This is a genomic window from Pseudomonas sp. C27(2019) (assembly GCF_008807395.1).
Taxonomy (GTDB): domain Bacteria; phylum Pseudomonadota; class Gammaproteobacteria; order Pseudomonadales; family Pseudomonadaceae; genus Denitrificimonas.
Map to the genome: position 1 here is coordinate 2,759,819 of NZ_CP043320.1, position 15,231 is coordinate 2,775,049.

The following is a 15,231-nucleotide window of genomic DNA, read 5'->3' on the forward strand; positions in this document are numbered from 1 at the left end:
GTCATTTGTGGTGTATGAGGGGAAAAGAGGGTGGCGTATCCTGTTGATTGTTTCGACCAAGAAATAATTAACAGTAGAGCGATACGCCATGACAAATACTACCCTGAATGTTCTTTCACAACCAGATGAAACTGGCACTGATGTGCTAACTGCTTTATTGCGTAATGGTGCTCGCCAGCTCATTGCGCAAGCAGTTGAAGTAGAGCTGCAGCAACTGCTGCAAGCTCATGAAGAACTGCGTTTACCCGATGGCCGCAAAGCTGTGGTGCGTAACGGCTATTTGCCTGAGCGCAGCATCCAAACGGGCATTGGCGATGTTGATATCAAGGTGCCAAAAGTGCGTGATCGTAGCTGCTCTGGTATTCGTTTTACCAGCGCACTGCTACCGCCATACCTCAAGCGTGCCCGCAGCGTTGAAGAGTTATTACCGTGGCTGTATCTCAAAGGTATTTCCACTGGAGACTACCAAGAAGCCCTAGCAGCCTTGCTGGGTGAGAATGCCAAAGGCCTGTCAGCTAACACCATTTCCAGGCTCAAGGAACGCTGGATTGATGAGCACCGAGAGTGGCGACAGCGCGATTTGAGTGACAAGCGCTACGCGTACCTTTGGGTTGACGGTATTTACAGCAACGTCCGCCTCGATGACCGCCTGTGCTTGCTGGTGGTGATGGGCGTGACAGAGCATGGCCGCAAGGAGCTGATTGCTGTTGAAGAAGGCTATCGTGAGTCTGAAGCCAGCTGGCTTGAGCTGCTGAATGGCCTGGTTGCGCGTGGGCTTACGACCTGCCCAAAGCTGGCAACAGCTGACGGCGCATTGGGCTTCTGGAAAGCCCTGAGTAAGGTTTATCCGCAGACCAAACAACAACGCTGCTGGGTGCATAAAACGGCCAATGTGCTCAATAAATTGCCCAAAGCAGTACAGCCCAAAGTGAAGGAGGCACTGCATGATATTTGGATGGCTGAGACGCGTGAGAAGGCTCATAAAGCCTTTGATATAGCGCTGGAAAGGTTTACTGCTAAGTACCCACGCGCAATGGAATGCTTAGCTAAAGACCGTGAGAGCATGTTGGCTTTCTACGATTTTCCAGCAGAACATTGGGTGAGTATACGCACCACCAACCCAATTGAATCTGCCTTCGCTACAGTACGTTTAAGAACCAGCAAAACTCGCAACTGCGGTTCAAGAAACACAACCCTAGCAATGGTTTATAAATTGCTGCAATCAGCGCAGAAGCGCTGGAACCGCCTGAAAGGATTTCAACTGCTAACCCTCGTGGTCAATAACGTTAAATTCCAAGACGGCGAACAAGTAATGGAGCAATCAGACAGGAAAACCGCCTGATGCTCGTACACCAGATTTGACCATAACTCGTTAGCAACCCCACTTACCCATTTTTTCACACCCGGCAAAAGTGTATAGCGCGGCTCATGCAGAACCTCTGCAACTTCACCCATTGGCGCAACAAAATGTTGGTCTGCTATACGAAAGCCAATACCACTCCAAGTTTGTGTCCTTTCTTGTTGAGCGGGTAGGCCAACTGATTGCCCACGACACAGCGCATCAATCTGCAACAATTGCTCATAGGGCGTTTTTTTATTTGTCATCGAGCAACCCTATTTTTATTAGTTTTATAAAGCGCAGTAGTCACTAGCCTGCCAATACTGCATTCAGGGTTTTAATCAACGTGGTTTCATCGATAGGCTTGGTTAAGTAATCCTTAGCCCCTTGACGCTTACCCCAAACTCGATCTGTTTCCTGATCTTTAGTCGTCACAATAATCACTGGAATATGTTGTGTTTCTGCGCTTTTAGTCAGCTGACGTGTCGCTTGGAAACCATTTAAACCAGGCATGACAATATCCATTAAAACGGCATCGGGCTGCTCTTGTTTAGCCAACGCAACCCCGTCTGCGCCATTTTCAGCTTTGTACACTTGATGTCCGTTTTTTTCTAACATCGCTGCCAACTTATACATTTCAGTTGGCGAGTCATCCACAATTAAAATGCGAGCCATGATTTCCCCCATAGAAACACAATGCAACCAGCATGGCGTGCCTGTTTACACATTAAGATCAAGATGCAGTGTCCGCTGCAACAAAGGCAGGGACATGCGTTTTAATTGCACCAATAAGTTCTTCTTTACTGAACGGCTTCGTTAAATACTGATCCGAACCAACAATGCGGCCTTTGGCTTTATCAAATAAGCCATCTTTTGAGGACAACATAATCACTGGCGTTGATCGAAAAGCACTATTGTTCTTAATCAACGCACAAGTTTGATAACCATCTAAGCGCGGCATCATAATATCGACAAAAATAATATCCGGATGTGTATCTGCAATTTTTGCCAGCGCGTCAAAACCATCTACCGCTGTGATCACTTCACAGCCTACTTTTTTAAGCAAGGTTTCGGCAGTGCGACGAATCGTTTTTGAGTCGTCAATCACCATCACTTTTAAGCCTTCTGATTTGTGTTCCATCTTCGCCCTACCATGGTCGGTGAGTCATTATTATTGCAGCGGCAATGCTGTATTAGCGGTTAATACACTATTCGGCGACTCAATCGTGCAGCCTTTTTAGCATACTATTTTACTGCAATCTATAAACCCAATAGATACTAAGCTGTTTATTAGCTGCGCTTATCGTTTCAAGTCAAGCTAACGCTATTATTCAGCCATGCTAGAATGCATAATTATTGGCTACTTAATTTTATTGGAGACTCTATCATGCATGTTCGTCTTGGAATTGTAATGGATCCCATCGTTCAGATTTCATTCAAAAAAGACAGCTCTTTAGCCATGTTATTGTCTGCCCAAGCACGTGGCTGGTCTTTGTTTTATATGGAACAGCAAGACCTCTACCAGCATACAGGAGAAGCACGTGCACGCATGCGCCCACTCAAGGTATTCAATGATCCTGACTGCTGGTTTGAACTCGGCGAAGAACAGGATGAGCCACTGGGCAACTTAGACGTTATTCTGATGCGTATAGACCCGCCTTTTGATAATGAATTTTTATACAGCACCTATTTACTCGAGCAAGCAGAGCGCGCCGGCAGCCTAGTCGTAAACCGCCCACAAAGCCTGCGTGACTGCAATGAAAAGCTTTTTGCTACGCTCTTCCCGCAGTGCACTCCTGAAACCATCGTCAGCCGTCGCGCCGACATACTACGCAACTTCGCCAGCAAACACGGTGACGTGATTCTCAAACCTCTAGACGGTATGGGTGGTTCATCAATTTTTCGCCACCTCAAAGGTGATCCCAACTTGTCAGTGATTTTAGAAACACTCACCGCTCACGGCACCCAACAAATCATGGCACAGCAGTATTTGCCGGCAATTAAAGACGGTGACAAGCGCATTTTAATGATTGATGGCCAAGCAGTGCCTTATAGCCTGGCACGCATCCCTGCTCATGGTGAAACCCGCGGCAATCTCGCCGCTGGCGGCCGCGGCGTGGCACAACCGCTAACTGATAAAGACCGCTGGATTGCTGAGCAAGTCGGCCCTGAACTACGCAAGCGAGGCTTATTGTTTGTCGGTTTAGATGTGATTGGTGAGCATTTAACTGAAATCAATGTCACCAGCCCAACCTGTATTCGTGAAATCGATGCCGCTTTTGATACAAAAATCGGTGATCAATTGATGGATGCCATTGCTATCAAACTGGCTCAGCGCAGTTAATAATCCGTCTTACTAGGCCGTCTATGCCAGAATATGCAAGCAAGTTCATAGACTTTTTCACCGCTTCTCGGCAGACTGCCACGTCTGTCGAGAATCCAATGCGCTTATGAAAAACTCTGCCAGCAACCCTTTTACTGAGCCTAAACCTGCGGTTAGCGCCTCTGATCGCCTAGGGTTTACTTTGTTAATTGCTGCTCTACTGCATCTCGCCATTATTCTTGGTGTGGGCTTTACTACCAGCGATCTACCCGAGCTAAGTAAAAGCTTAGATGTGACTTTGGCAACTTTCAAAAGTGAAAAAGAACCGGAGAAAGCTGACTTTATTGCGCAAGACAGTCAGCAAGGCAGCGGCACACTCGAAGAAGCAGCAGTGCCGAAAACCACCGAAAAAGCACCTTTCCAAGACACTGAAGTCAAGAAAGTACAAGTAGAAAGCAGTATTGAGCCGACGCCTGTAACGCCTGAAGTAAAAAAAGTTATCAGCACCACGCAGCCGCAAAAACAAAAAGTGGTCAGCCAGCCTAAAGAGCAACCAAAGCCAAAGCCAACCCGTAAAATCCCTGTGATTGATCGTGAGCAGCTCTCAGCCGACATTGCCAGTCTCGAAGCCGAGCTGGCTTTTGAACAGCAACAGTACGCCAAACGCCCGCGGGTCAGTCGGCAAAATACAGCCGCAACTAAACGCGATATCAGTGCTTGGTATCGTGATGCTTGGCGTAAAAAAGTTGAACGGGTCGGCAACCTTAACTACCCCGAAGAGGCGCGGCGCAAGGGTATTTATGGCAGCTTACGTGTACTTGTTATTATTAAAAGCGATGGCTCCTTAGAAACAATGAGAATCTTAGAGTCATCTGGACATCCAGTCTTAGATAAAGCCGCACTAAACATTGTGCGTACCTCAGCACCTTTTGCTCACTTTACCGGCGAGCTGGCGGCTAACTATGACCAAGTCGAAATCATTCGCACTTGGCGCTTTGAGCGGGGCGATCGCCTTTCTAGCCAATAACCTGCAATAATTATCATGCTGATCTTGAGCACTTTCTTTTATCGCTTACTGGTGAGGACGAAAGACACCCTATGACTTCCACATACCCATCCTTGGCCGGGCATTTTTTAATTGCCATGCCCAACATGAGCGACCCAGCATTTGCGCAGTCCGTGGTTTACCTACTTGCTCACGACAGTGAAGGCGCACTGGGCTTAATCATTAACAGGCCCAATGGTTTAACCTTGGCAGACGTTCTAGAACAACTGCAGCCCGAACACACAGCACTTGGCGATGCATCCAACAAAGAAATCTTCAGCGGTGGCCCAGTGCAAACCGAGCTCGGCTTTGTTTTGCATAATAAAGGTCCAGAATTTAAAGGCACAACACCTTTTACTGAGCTCTCATTAACCGCATCACAAGATGCCTTACTGGCGATTGCGCAGGGCATAGGTCCTGCACAAAGCCTTATCGCTCTTGGTCATGCTGGCTGGGGTGCAGGACAGATTGAACAGGAGCTGGCCGCGAATGCTTGGTTATCCTGTCCAGCTGACCATGCTATTATTTTTGACACGCCCGTTGAGCAACGACGCAGTGCCGCTGCAGCCTTGCTCGGTGTTGACCTTGACCGTCTCAGCAGCCAAGTCGGTCACGCATGAGCACGACAACACACGCGCCAAAATTACTCTTGGGTTTTGATTACGGCACCAAACAAATTGGCGTTGCAGTTGGGCAAATGGTCACTCAGCAGGCTCGCGAATTGTGCAATTTAAAAGCGCGCGATGGCATTCCCAATTGGGAGCAAATCGAAGCACTGATAAAAGAGTGGCAGCCTGATGCACTTGTTGTAGGATTACCATTGAACATGGACGGCACACCCAGCGATATGTGCGTGCGCGCGGAAAAGTTCGCACGGCGCTTAAATGGCCGTTTTAATTTACCTGTCCACACCCATGATGAACGTCTGACCACATTTGAAGCCAAAGGTCAGCGCTTAGCACAAGGACAGCAACGTGGCAGCTATAGAGAGCAACCTGTTGACGCATTGGCAGCTGCTTTATTACTGCAAGGCTGGCTGGAGCAACATAGCGCTAGCTAACCTCAATTAATGCTTGGAGTGTACCCAATGAGCCTACCTGATCCTGCTGTATTGATTTCAACAATTGCTAGCGAGCTGCAAGCCCACCTCAAAGCGCAACAGATCGATAATCCGCGCTTTGTTGGCATTCACACCGGTGGTGTCTGGGTCGCTAATGCGCTGCTTAAAGAGCTCAATAGCGAAGAACCGCTGGGCATTTTAAATGTCTCTTTTTACCGTGATGATTTCAGTCGCAGCGGCCTCCACCCACAGGTACGCCCTTCGCAGCTGCCATTCGACATTGTTGATCAGCACCTGATTTTAATTGATGACGTATTAATGAGCGGGCGCACTATCCGCGCTGCCCTCAACGAGTTATTCGATTACGGTCGCCCAGCCAGTGTGACCTTGGTCTGCTTATTGGATTTAAATGCGCGTGAATTGCCCATTCGCCCAGACATTGTCGGTGCAACGCTTTCACTTGAGCAAAATCAGCGGGTAAAATTAACAGGGCCCGAGCCTTTGGCTATCGCCCTGAAAACCATTGATCACCTATGAGACCCTTGCAATGACGCCTCTCTCCCCTAAGTGCCCGTTGCAGCTAAATGACGAAGGTCGTCTGCGCCATTTTTTATCGCTCGACGGCCTACCGCGCGCTATGCTGACGGAAATTCTAGATACCGCTGACTCCTTTCTCGAAGTGGGCTCGCGTTCTGTTAAAAAAGTACCTTTAATGCGCGGAATGACCGTGTGTAACGTGTTCTTTGAAAACTCCACGCGCACCCGTACCACCTTTGAATTGGCAGCTAAACGCCTTTCTGCTGACGTCATTACTCTGAACGTTTCCACCTCATCGACCAGCAAAGGTGAAACCCTGACCGACACCTTGCGCACCCTTGAAGCCATGGCTGCCGATATGTTTGTGGTGCGCCACGCCGATTCAGGTTCTGCCCACTTTATTGCTGAGCACGTCAGTCCCAATGTGGCGATTATCAATGGGGGGGATGGCCGCCATTCACACCCCACTCAAGGCATGCTCGACATGCTAGCAATTCGCCGCCATAAAGGTGACTTCGAGCAGCTAAAAGTCGCGATTGTCGGCGATATTCTGCACTCCCGTGTCGCTCGCTCAAATATGCTGGCACTGAAAACCTTGGGCTGCCCAGATATCCGCGTGATTGCACCCAAGACTTTGCTACCTATAGGTATTGAGCAGTACGGTGTCAATGTGTATACCGATGTCAATAAAGGCTTAAAAGACGTTGATGTGATCATTATGCTGCGCCTACAGCGCGAGCGTATGCAAGGCGGCTTGCTGCCCAGCGAAGGCGAATTTTATCGCCTTTACGGTTTAAGTGAGCAGCGCTTGGCCTTAGCCCACCCGGACGCGATTGTTTTGCACCCAGGTCCCATTAACCGTGGCGTTGAAATCGACTCTCTCGTCGCTGACAGCCCACGCTCAGTCATCCTAAACCAAGTCACCTACGGCATTGCGGTGCGCATGGCCGTACTATCAATGACCATGAGTGGTCAAAATGAACAACGCCAGTTGGATGCACTAAAGCGGGAGTCACTCTAATGCGCATACAGATTAACGGTGCACGTTTAATTGATCCTGCCAGCAAAATGGATCAGCAGGCTGACATTTTTATTAATGACGGCAAAATTGTTGCCATTGGTGACACCCCACGCGACTTTGTCGCCGATCAAATGATTGACGCCAGCGGTTTAATTGCCGCTCCTGGCTTAGTTGACATTTCCGCCTCCTTACGTGAGCCCGGCTATGGCCGCAAAGGCAGCATTGCCACAGAAACTCGCGCCGCTGCCGCCGGCGGTGTGACCAGCCTATGCTGTACACCGCACACTAAACCAATTTTAGATACGCCAGCGGTGGTTGATCTGATTTTAGATAAAGCGCGTGATGAGGGCTCCTGTAAAGTATTTCCTTTGGGTGCCTTTAGCCAAGGTTTAGCCGGCGAGCAGCTGGCTGAACTCTTTACCTTACGTAAAGCCGGTTGCGTGGCCTTTAGTAATGGCTTAACACCCTTTGCCAGTAATCGCGTGCTACGCCGCGCCTTAGAGTATGCAGCCACCTTTGACTTGACCGTTATTTTCCATCCACAAGATGCCTCGCTGGCTGAAGGCGGTATCGCCCATGAAGGCCCAGTGGCGACTTTTCGTGGTTTAGCTGGCATTCCAGAAACCGCAGAGACAGTGGCGCTATCCCGTGATTTGCTGTTAGTTGAGCAAAGTGGCGTGCGTGCGCACTTTAGTCAAATCACTACCGCACGCGGTGCACGCCTGATTGCAAAAGCACAAGCACGCGGCCTGCAAGTCACCGCTGACGTAGCCATGTACCAACTGATTCTGACAGAAGAAGCCTTGATGGATTTCTCCAGCTTCTACCATGTGTTACCACCACTGCGTTCCTTAGCAGATCGTGAAGGGTTGCGCGAAGCCGTCAAAAGCGGCGTCATCAGTGCTATTGCCAGCCACCATCAACCGCACGAAGCCGATGCAAAATTAGATCCATTTGCCGCAACTGAGCCGGGCATTAGTAGTATTGAGATACTGCTGCCACTGGCCATGAGCCTGGTCGAAGAAGGCGTATTTGATCTGCCTACGGCTTTGCAGCGTTTAACCACAGGTCCTGCTGATGCGTTAGAGTTAAAAGCAGGTCGCCTGTCGGTTGGTGCGGCTGCAGATATCGTGCTGTTTGACCCTAAAGGGCAAACTGTCGTAGGCGAAAGCTGGTTTTCTAAGGGTCGTAACTGCCCATTTATGGACCACGTTTTACCTGGTGCAGTGCGCTACACCCTGCTAAATGGTCGCGTCACCCATAAAAACATTTAGAGCAGGAATACCACCCCAGCCCTGTAGGTCGCCCATTTATGGGCGACTATAACCACCCTGCAATACAACAGTGTCGACCTTAAAAGGTCGACCTACTGCACAGCCGAAGGTCGTCCACTTATGGGCGACAAAAACATTACAAACACCCTTAACCTGTGCAAAAATAACAAATTATGTCGCCCTAAAGGGACGATCTGCAGCATAACCGTAGGTCGTTCATTCATGGGCGACAAAAAACCCACCGCGCAATACAACAGTATCGACCTTAAAAGGTCGACCTGCAGCTACAAGGGTGGGTGCAAATGTTCTGATAGAATACCGATGCACCAGCATTACCCTTACTGATGCGTTTTTAAGCCCAATCACCGGAGATCTGCTATGTGTGGCATTGTTGGCGCCATCGCTGAACGTAACGTCAGCGCAATTTTACTGGAAGGGCTCAAGCGCCTTGAATACCGCGGCTATGACAGCGCCGGCATGGCTATTTACAGTGAAAAAAACCGCCTACAACGACTGCGCCGCATCGGTAAAGTCGCCGAATTGGCACAGGCTTTAGCCGAGCAGCCACTGACGGGGCATATCGGCATTGCGCACACGCGCTGGGCCACCCATGGCGTACCCAGTGAGGCCAATGCACACCCGCACTTTTCCAGTGAAGAACTGGCTGTCGTGCACAATGGCATCATTGAAAACTATCAAGAACTGCGCACAGAACTGCAAGGTTACGGCTATGTGTTTACCTCACAAACTGATACCGAAACCATCGTGCACCTTTTGCACCATTTGCAAAAAACCCACTCTGACTTACTCGACGCCTTGCGCGTGGCCGTCAGCCAATTAAAGGGTGCCTATGGCTTGGCCGTGATCAGCGCTAAACAACCTGATCGTATTCTTGCTGCACGCAGCGGCAGCCCCTTAGTGATTGGTTTAGGTATTGGCGAGAACTTTTTAGCCTCTGATCCTCTGGCTTTACGCCAAGTCACCGACCGTTTTATTTTCCTTGAAGAAGGCGATATTGCAGTCATCCAACGTGATGATTTGCAGATTTATGATGCCCACGCCGCAGCCGTTGAGCGTGCAGCTGTGCACTATCATGAGCAAGCAGAAAGCGCTGAAAAAGGCAGCTACCGTCACTTTATGCTCAAAGAGATCCATGAGCAGCCGCAAGCAGTGCAACGCACCCTAGAAGACCGTTTAGCGGATGATCATGTCTTAGCCCAAGCCTTTGGCCCAGATGCTAGCGCACTGTTTGCGCGGGTTAAAAATATTCAAATTGTTGCCTGTGGTACCAGCTATCATGCCGGCATGGTGGCGCGTTATTGGTTAGAAAGCCTGACCAATACTCCCTGCCAAGTCGAAGTCGCCAGCGAGTTCCGCTACCGCCATGTTGCGGTACAGCCCGACACCCTCTTTGTGACCATTTCACAATCGGGCGAAACAGCTGACACCTTAGCCGCCTTACGTCACCGTAAAGACAATGCCTACCTTGCCAGTCTATGCATTTGCAATGTCGGTACCAGCTCCTTGGTGCGCGAGTCTGATCTGGTGTTGCTGACCCGCGCAGGCCCAGAAATTGGCGTGGCATCCACCAAAGCCTTTACCACGCAACTGGTCGGTTTACTGCTGCTCACCTTAGCCTTAGGCCGCGCACGTAAAACCCTCGCTGCCGAGCAAGAGCGCGAGATTGTTGACGCCCTACGCACGCTCTCGGCTAGGCTCAATGATGCGGTATCACTCAGCGCCACCATTGAAAACACAGCGCAATTGTTTGCCGAGAAAAATCATGCGCTATTCTTAGGTCGCGGCGAGCAATTCCCAGTCGCCTTAGAAGGTGCGCTTAAGCTCAAAGAGATTTCCTATATTCACGCTGAAGCCTACCCAGCCGGCGAGCTGAAACACGGCCCACTGGCACTGGTCGACAGCGACATGCCGGTGGTCGCGGTTGCCCCAAATAATGAATTGCTGGAAAAACTTAAATCCAACCTGCAAGAAGTCAGTGCGCGTGGCGGCCAGCTCTTAGTATTTGCCGATCGCGAAGCACAACTCAGTGACGATGAGCAGACCCATGTCCTGCATATGCCCAGCATCCATCCCGTTCTGGCTCCGATTCTGTATACGATTCCACTGCAGCTGCTGTCCTACTATGTTGCTGTTTTAAAAGGCACCGACGTGGACCAACCTAGAAACTTAGCAAAATCTGTAACTGTCGAATAGCGCTGTGTCCAGTCCTTGTGTAACTCAGCTCAATAGTGCCTTACAGTCAATATTAACCGATGCTCAGCTAGTGGCCACCCCACTACCTGGGCTGGCGCTGCAACTCTGGTTGATTGATCCCAGCAGCATGCTGCGCCAATTTAGTTCGCAAGAAACCCAGCGTCTGTTAGAAGCACCGCCGTATTGGTGCTTTTGTTGGGCCAGCGGTTTAACTTTAGCCCAGTGGATTTTGCAGCATCCTGAGCAAGTAGCGGGTAAGCGGGTAATTGATGTCGGTGCAGGCAGTGGCGTTGTTGCGCTAGCGGCTAAACTGGCTGGCGCGCGTGAGGTGGTAGCCTGCGATCTTGACCCCATCGCATTGCAAGCCTGCCGCGCCAATGCACAGTTAAATCAACTAGAGCTAAACTACAGCGCAGATTTGTTTAGTGAGTCGCAGCTTTTTGACATCCTTTTTGCTGCTGACGTGCTTTACGACGTTGAGAACCTACCTTTAGTACAACACTTTCCTAACTTTGCTAAGCAGGTCATTATTGCTGATTCTAGGCAGCGCAACTTTTTACATCCGCAATTTGTTAAAACACATGAACTCTATGGTGAAACCCTACCAGACCTTGCTGAGCCTGAAGAATTTCGCCACGTCAGCCTATACCAGTCCATGTGCTAATACGTCGTTAACGCCTTGCGCGCATATGAATGCCAAACAGGGCCCTATTCATTACTGCTAAACTTTTTTAGCTTCTTGTAGCTCAGCCACCCAGCTCAACATGACTTGATGCATCATAGGGTTAGGTGCTTCCATAAAACTCACTGCAAAGCAGTCATCCATCTCACACACGCCAATTGAGCGCGGGCGAGCTGCCATAGCCAGCGGGTTTGGCAATTTAATACCAAAACAAAAAATCAAATGCTTAGCGGCGTGGATATTTGCAGCAACCTCACCATCGGCAAGAGACTTTGTGTGTGCATAGTGATCAAACTCACCAATGACACAGGCGCGCGAATCTGCTTCAACCTTCTGACGAAAAAACGCGATGATGTCATCCACACTCGTACAGGTTGTTGCAGCCTTAGGAATATCCAGGTGATGCGTCGGGTACTTGTCCATAAAGTGAGTGTATTGCATTTGATATAATCTCCTAAAAACTAAACAACTTAGTAAAAACGAATAATAACAGCACCAGCCCAGCAGAAGACTGCGACACAATGTCGGGCCTGCTGTTGCCTAATAATTTAGACAAACTGGCCTCTCATTTTCTAACGCTAGAAATTAAATACTTTACTGTCTTTATTGCGCATCATTTGTGCTATGTCTGCTGGCTGCGCCACGCTCACACCTTTGCGTAAATCCTGCTCTTGGTAGGTACTGTTAGGTAAATAAAGGGCGCAAACAGCAACCTGCGCACCGGCTTCGATTATGTGTTGCAATAAAACTTCAGGTTTCATTCCTTTTGGTTCTAATGCTTTTTCACTCTGGTAACCCTCGATGGCGAGATCACCCGCCCCATCGCAAAGTAGGATATTTAACTGAACGCCCTGTTCTTGCATCGCGCGTGCAAGCACCATTGCCATACCTTGTGTTTGCAATGATGCACTGGTGACAATAACCATCGCATACTCAGGCTGGTAAGCAAGCGCTTCATTAGCGGGCTGAACTGCATCTGCAGACAAATTAGATGATTGACTCATGATCGTATTCCTCACAGGCCTGCGCGGGGTAAAACGCAGCGGCTCTCAAGATTAAATGATGCACAATACAAATATACATAGGCCACATGCAGCACACTTCAACCAATGCCAGCAAGCACAATAAAGCAGTCAATGGTCCATTGGTTTACTAAGCATACGCTTTAGTTCAGCAAAAACTATGCGTTATGATATATTGCTTGTTATATGAGCATGCCCAGTTCGACTGAGTGCTGCAACCATGCGCACGGGTTTGGCGCATAATTTTATCTGAGCAGCTTAACCGATGGCTGAGTCAAGGGAGGTCTTATGAAGGTGCACTGTATTGGTTTAGCTTTGCGATCGATGTTCATCGCAGCTATGTCGTTGCTGTTGGGTGTATTACCGGCAACAGCTATAGAGCGCGCATCCCCCTCCACCGCTGATCACAGTCAGTTTGAACAGCTGCAAGGCCCCTTCAGCTCGGGGCCCGAAGTGACTGCAGCCTGTCTTGAGTGCCACACTGAAGCCTCTAAGCAGCTCCAAGAAACCACGCACTGGACGTGGGAGTTTGCTCACCCAGAAACTGAACAAATGCTTGGTAAGCGCCATGTGGTCAACAGCTTCTGTGGCTCAGTAGCATCTAATGAGCCATTCTGCACCAGCTGTCATACTGGTTACGGTTGGGATGATATGCGTCAGCCGCCACCAACTGCGGAGAATAAAGTTGACTGTTTAATCTGCCACGACACCACTGGCGGCTATAAAAAATCACCTACCGGTGCAGGTCATCCGCGCCTTGAGCTGCCGGACCCAATTGATCCAAGTATCATGCGCAAAACCGATTTTGCACAAATTGCGCAGAATATTGGTGCTACCAGCAGCCAAAACTGCGGCAGCTGCCACTTTTACGGCGGCGGTGGTGATGGTGTTAAGCATGGTGACTTAGACTCATCACTGTTAACTGCTCCACGCAGTCTTGATGTACACATGTCTAAAGATGGAGCCAACTTCGCCTGTGCTGATTGTCATACCACTTCAGCGCACAGTGTCACCGGCAGCCGTTATTTAACGAATGCCCGCGACACACACGGTGTTGATGTGCCGGGGCATACTGACAACACCCGCGCTTCATGCGAGTCTTGCCACGGTAATGCTCCACACGAAAAAACCAAACTCAATGAGCACGTTGATCAAGTGGCCTGCCAGACCTGTCATATTCCTGCCTTTGCTCGCGGTGGTGTTGCAACTAAGACTTGGTGGGACTGGTCCACAGCAGGCACACTGGGTGAAGACGGCAAACCGCTAACCATTCGCGATGCCGATGGCAATATTGAGTATCTAAGCACTAAGGGTACTTTCCGCCACGGCGAAAACGTTATCCCTGAATACCGCTGGTTCGACGGAATCAGTCGCTACACCTTGCGTGAAGATAAGATCGACGACACTCAAACGCCGATTCATCTGAACCAAATTAAAGGCAGTCACGACAACCCTGACTCACGTATTTGGCCGTTTAAAATTATGGAAGGTAAACAGCCATACGATAAAGTGCATAAGCACTTACTGGTAAATCATGTGTACAGCGCTGATGATGACACAGCGCTATGGACCAACTTTGATTGGGTGAAATCTCTTAAAGCAGGTACCGAGTACGCCGGCCAAGAATACAGCGGTGAGTTTGATTTTATTGAAACGCGCATGCACTGGCCTCTGGCACACATGGTCGCACCCGCTGAAGATGCTCTTAATTGCGGCTCATGCCACGCTCGCGATGGTCGATTGGCGGCATTAACTGATTTTTATCTGCCCGGTCGGGATCGTAATGTTTGGCTTGACCGAGCCGGCTGGTCGCTGGCTTTATTAACACTGTTTGGTAGCTTGGCGCATGGCGCTGGCCGTTTTGTAAGCAGCCGTAGGAGAAAAAACCAATGAAACGGACCATGATTTTTAAGCGCTTTGAACGTTTTTGGCACTGGAGCCAAGCGGCATTAATTTTCTTTTTAATGTTCACGGGCTTTGAGATTCACGGCAGCTATCAGGTGCTTGGTTTTGGCAGGGCGGCACAACTGCACGAGTATGCGGCCTATGCGTTGTTGGGTTTATGGGTTTTGGCTATTTTCTGGCATCTAACCACAGGTGAATGGCGTCAATACATCCCAACTACCGACAAGCTTGGCGCGGTTATCCATTACTATTTGATTGGTACATTTACTGGCGCCGCACACCCCTATCGCGCGACCACCCAAGCTAAACATAACCCACTGCAACGCTTAGCCTACTTGGGCTTTAAGCTAGTGATCTCTCCAGCGATTTGGATTTCAGGTCTGTTGTATCTGTTTTATAACCAATGGGCTGAATGGGGCTTAAGTGGCTTAACACTCGGCGGCGTAGCTTTGACACATACGGCAGCAGCCTTTGCTATGCTCATTTTCGTGATTGCCCACGTATATATGACGACTATGGGCAAAACGATATTCAGCATGATCAAGCCGATGATCACCGGCTACGAGGACATGCCCGACGAAAAAGCAAGCAAACCCAACAAATAAATCTCCCTGTATGTCGCCCATTTATGGGCGACAGTTCATACCGCATAAAACCCCGTGTCGACCTTGAGACGAAAAATGCGTATCACTGCGTAGGCCGCCCGTTTACGGGCGACAATTCATACCACGCAAGACCCTGCATCGAGCTTGAAAGGTCGACCCACAACTCGGCGGATGTCAGCCTAGACCCATAAAATATCAACTATA

The 15,231-nt window shown here is 49.5% G+C and carries 16 protein-coding genes and 1 pseudogene; 12 read left to right on the top strand and 5 right to left on the bottom strand.

The window, feature by feature from the left end:
* Positions 1-88: 88 nt before the first annotated feature.
* Positions 89-1,342, top strand: coding sequence for an IS256 family transposase (locus FXF61_RS12665; protein ID WP_151184202.1), 1,254 nt, complete (start codon positions 89-91; stop codon positions 1,340-1,342).
* Between the two features lie 29 nt (positions 1,343-1,371).
* Here the strand turns inward: FXF61_RS12665 and FXF61_RS15155 are convergent.
* From FXF61_RS15155 to pilG, 3 genes and pseudogenes are all read right to left on the bottom strand, one after another.
* Positions 1,372-1,605: pseudogene (locus tag FXF61_RS15155) on the bottom strand (chemotaxis protein CheW); the annotation flags it as partial.
* Between the two features lie 43 nt (positions 1,606-1,648).
* Entirely contained in the window at positions 1,649-2,014 is a 366-nt protein-coding gene (gene pilH, locus FXF61_RS12670; protein WP_151185593.1) for a twitching motility response regulator PilH, read from the bottom strand.
* Positions 2,015-2,072: 58 nt separating this feature from the next.
* Positions 2,073-2,480 carry a twitching motility response regulator PilG gene (gene pilG / locus FXF61_RS12675; protein WP_151185594.1) on the bottom strand — a complete coding sequence of 136 codons (408 nt, stop codon included), beginning with the start codon at positions 2,478-2,480 and terminating at the stop codon, positions 2,073-2,075.
* A gap of 246 nt (positions 2,481-2,726) precedes the next feature.
* Between pilG and gshB the strand changes: the two genes are divergently transcribed.
* From gshB to FXF61_RS12720, 9 genes are all read left to right on the top strand, one after another.
* The gene (gshB, locus tag FXF61_RS12680) at positions 2,727-3,683 is read left to right on the top strand and encodes a glutathione synthase (RefSeq protein WP_151185595.1); all 957 of its coding nucleotides are present in this window, start codon (positions 2,727-2,729) and stop codon (positions 3,681-3,683) included.
* A gap of 106 nt (positions 3,684-3,789) precedes the next feature.
* Positions 3,790-4,689, top strand: coding sequence for an energy transducer TonB (locus FXF61_RS12685; protein WP_151185596.1), 900 nt, complete (start codon positions 3,790-3,792; stop codon positions 4,687-4,689).
* Between the two features lie 71 nt (positions 4,690-4,760).
* Positions 4,761-5,327, top strand: coding sequence for a YqgE/AlgH family protein (locus FXF61_RS12690; RefSeq protein WP_151185597.1), 567 nt, complete (start codon positions 4,761-4,763; stop codon positions 5,325-5,327).
* Positions 5,324-5,767, top strand: a complete 444-nt coding sequence (gene ruvX / locus FXF61_RS12695) for a Holliday junction resolvase RuvX (protein WP_151185598.1) — start codon at positions 5,324-5,326, stop codon at positions 5,765-5,767. Before FXF61_RS12690 ends, ruvX begins: the two co-directional genes overlap by 4 nt.
* Positions 5,768-5,794: 27 nt before the next feature.
* Positions 5,795-6,304, top strand: coding sequence for a bifunctional pyr operon transcriptional regulator/uracil phosphoribosyltransferase PyrR (gene pyrR / locus FXF61_RS12700; protein ID WP_151185599.1), 510 nt, complete (start codon positions 5,795-5,797; stop codon positions 6,302-6,304).
* 10 nt (positions 6,305-6,314) lie between these two features.
* Positions 6,315-7,325, top strand: coding sequence for an aspartate carbamoyltransferase catalytic subunit (locus FXF61_RS12705; RefSeq protein WP_151185600.1), 1,011 nt, complete (start codon positions 6,315-6,317; stop codon positions 7,323-7,325).
* A complete protein-coding gene (locus FXF61_RS12710) occupies positions 7,325-8,599 on the top strand; it encodes a dihydroorotase (protein ID WP_151185601.1) in 1,275 nt (424 codons plus the stop codon). Before FXF61_RS12705 ends, FXF61_RS12710 begins: the two co-directional genes overlap by 1 nt.
* A 378-nt stretch (positions 8,600-8,977) precedes the next feature.
* Positions 8,978-10,813, top strand: a complete 1,836-nt coding sequence (gene glmS / locus FXF61_RS12715) for a glutamine--fructose-6-phosphate transaminase (isomerizing) (protein WP_151185602.1) — start codon at positions 8,978-8,980, stop codon at positions 10,811-10,813.
* 4 nt (positions 10,814-10,817) lie between these two features.
* On the top strand, positions 10,818-11,477 hold the full coding sequence (locus FXF61_RS12720) for a methyltransferase (RefSeq protein WP_256663428.1): 660 nt from the start codon (positions 10,818-10,820) through the stop codon (positions 11,475-11,477).
* Positions 11,478-11,534: 57 nt separating this feature from the next.
* Here FXF61_RS12720 and FXF61_RS12725 read toward each other — a convergent pair whose 3' ends face one another.
* Both FXF61_RS12725 and FXF61_RS12730 read right to left on the bottom strand, forming a co-directional pair.
* Positions 11,535-11,936 carry a DUF6858 family protein gene (locus FXF61_RS12725; RefSeq protein WP_151185603.1) on the bottom strand — a complete coding sequence of 134 codons (402 nt, stop codon included), beginning with the start codon at positions 11,934-11,936 and terminating at the stop codon, positions 11,535-11,537.
* Between the two features lie 137 nt (positions 11,937-12,073).
* Positions 12,074-12,499 (bottom strand): DsrE family protein, encoded by a 426-nt coding sequence (locus FXF61_RS12730; RefSeq protein ID WP_151185604.1) that lies wholly within the window; start codon positions 12,497-12,499, stop codon positions 12,074-12,076.
* A 306-nt stretch (positions 12,500-12,805) separates the two neighbouring features.
* Here FXF61_RS12730 and FXF61_RS12735 point away from each other — a divergent pair, with 306 nt between their 5' ends.
* Positions 12,806-14,410, top strand: a complete 1,605-nt coding sequence (locus tag FXF61_RS12735; protein WP_218571810.1) for a tetrathionate reductase family octaheme c-type cytochrome — start codon at positions 12,806-12,808, stop codon at positions 14,408-14,410.
* Positions 14,407-15,027: a cytochrome b/b6 domain-containing protein gene (locus FXF61_RS12740; RefSeq protein WP_151185605.1), complete on the top strand. Its 621-nt coding sequence runs from the start codon at positions 14,407-14,409 to the stop codon at positions 15,025-15,027. The genes FXF61_RS12735 and FXF61_RS12740 overlap by 4 nt, the downstream gene beginning before the upstream one ends.
* Positions 15,028-15,231 lie beyond the last annotated feature (204 nt).

Coding starts and splice junctions, on each gene's coding strand:
- gshB (WP_151185595.1), top strand. CDS start 2,727: ATGCATGTTCGTCTTGGAATTGTAATGGATCCCATCGTTCAGATTTCA.
- FXF61_RS12685 (WP_151185596.1), top strand. CDS start 3,790: ATGAAAAACTCTGCCAGCAACCCTTTTACTGAGCCTAAACCTGCGGTT.
- pilH (WP_151185593.1), bottom strand. CDS start 2,014: ATGGCTCGCATTTTAATTGTGGATGACTCGCCAACTGAAATGTATAAG.
- FXF61_RS12710 (WP_151185601.1), top strand. CDS start 7,325: ATGCGCATACAGATTAACGGTGCACGTTTAATTGATCCTGCCAGCAAA.
- FXF61_RS12690 (WP_151185597.1), top strand. CDS start 4,761: ATGACTTCCACATACCCATCCTTGGCCGGGCATTTTTTAATTGCCATG.
- FXF61_RS12705 (WP_151185600.1), top strand. CDS start 6,315: ATGACGCCTCTCTCCCCTAAGTGCCCGTTGCAGCTAAATGACGAAGGT.
- pilG (WP_151185594.1), bottom strand. CDS start 2,480: ATGGAACACAAATCAGAAGGCTTAAAAGTGATGGTGATTGACGACTCA.
- ruvX (WP_151185598.1), top strand. CDS start 5,324: ATGAGCACGACAACACACGCGCCAAAATTACTCTTGGGTTTTGATTAC.
- FXF61_RS12740 (WP_151185605.1), top strand. CDS start 14,407: ATGAAACGGACCATGATTTTTAAGCGCTTTGAACGTTTTTGGCACTGG.
- FXF61_RS12665 (WP_151184202.1), top strand. CDS start 89: ATGACAAATACTACCCTGAATGTTCTTTCACAACCAGATGAAACTGGC.
- pyrR (WP_151185599.1), top strand. CDS start 5,795: ATGAGCCTACCTGATCCTGCTGTATTGATTTCAACAATTGCTAGCGAG.
- FXF61_RS12735 (WP_218571810.1), top strand. CDS start 12,806: ATGAAGGTGCACTGTATTGGTTTAGCTTTGCGATCGATGTTCATCGCA.
- FXF61_RS12730 (WP_151185604.1), bottom strand. CDS start 12,499: ATGAGTCAATCATCTAATTTGTCTGCAGATGCAGTTCAGCCCGCTAAT.
- glmS (WP_151185602.1), top strand. CDS start 8,978: ATGTGTGGCATTGTTGGCGCCATCGCTGAACGTAACGTCAGCGCAATT.
- FXF61_RS12725 (WP_151185603.1), bottom strand. CDS start 11,936: ATGCAATACACTCACTTTATGGACAAGTACCCGACGCATCACCTGGAT.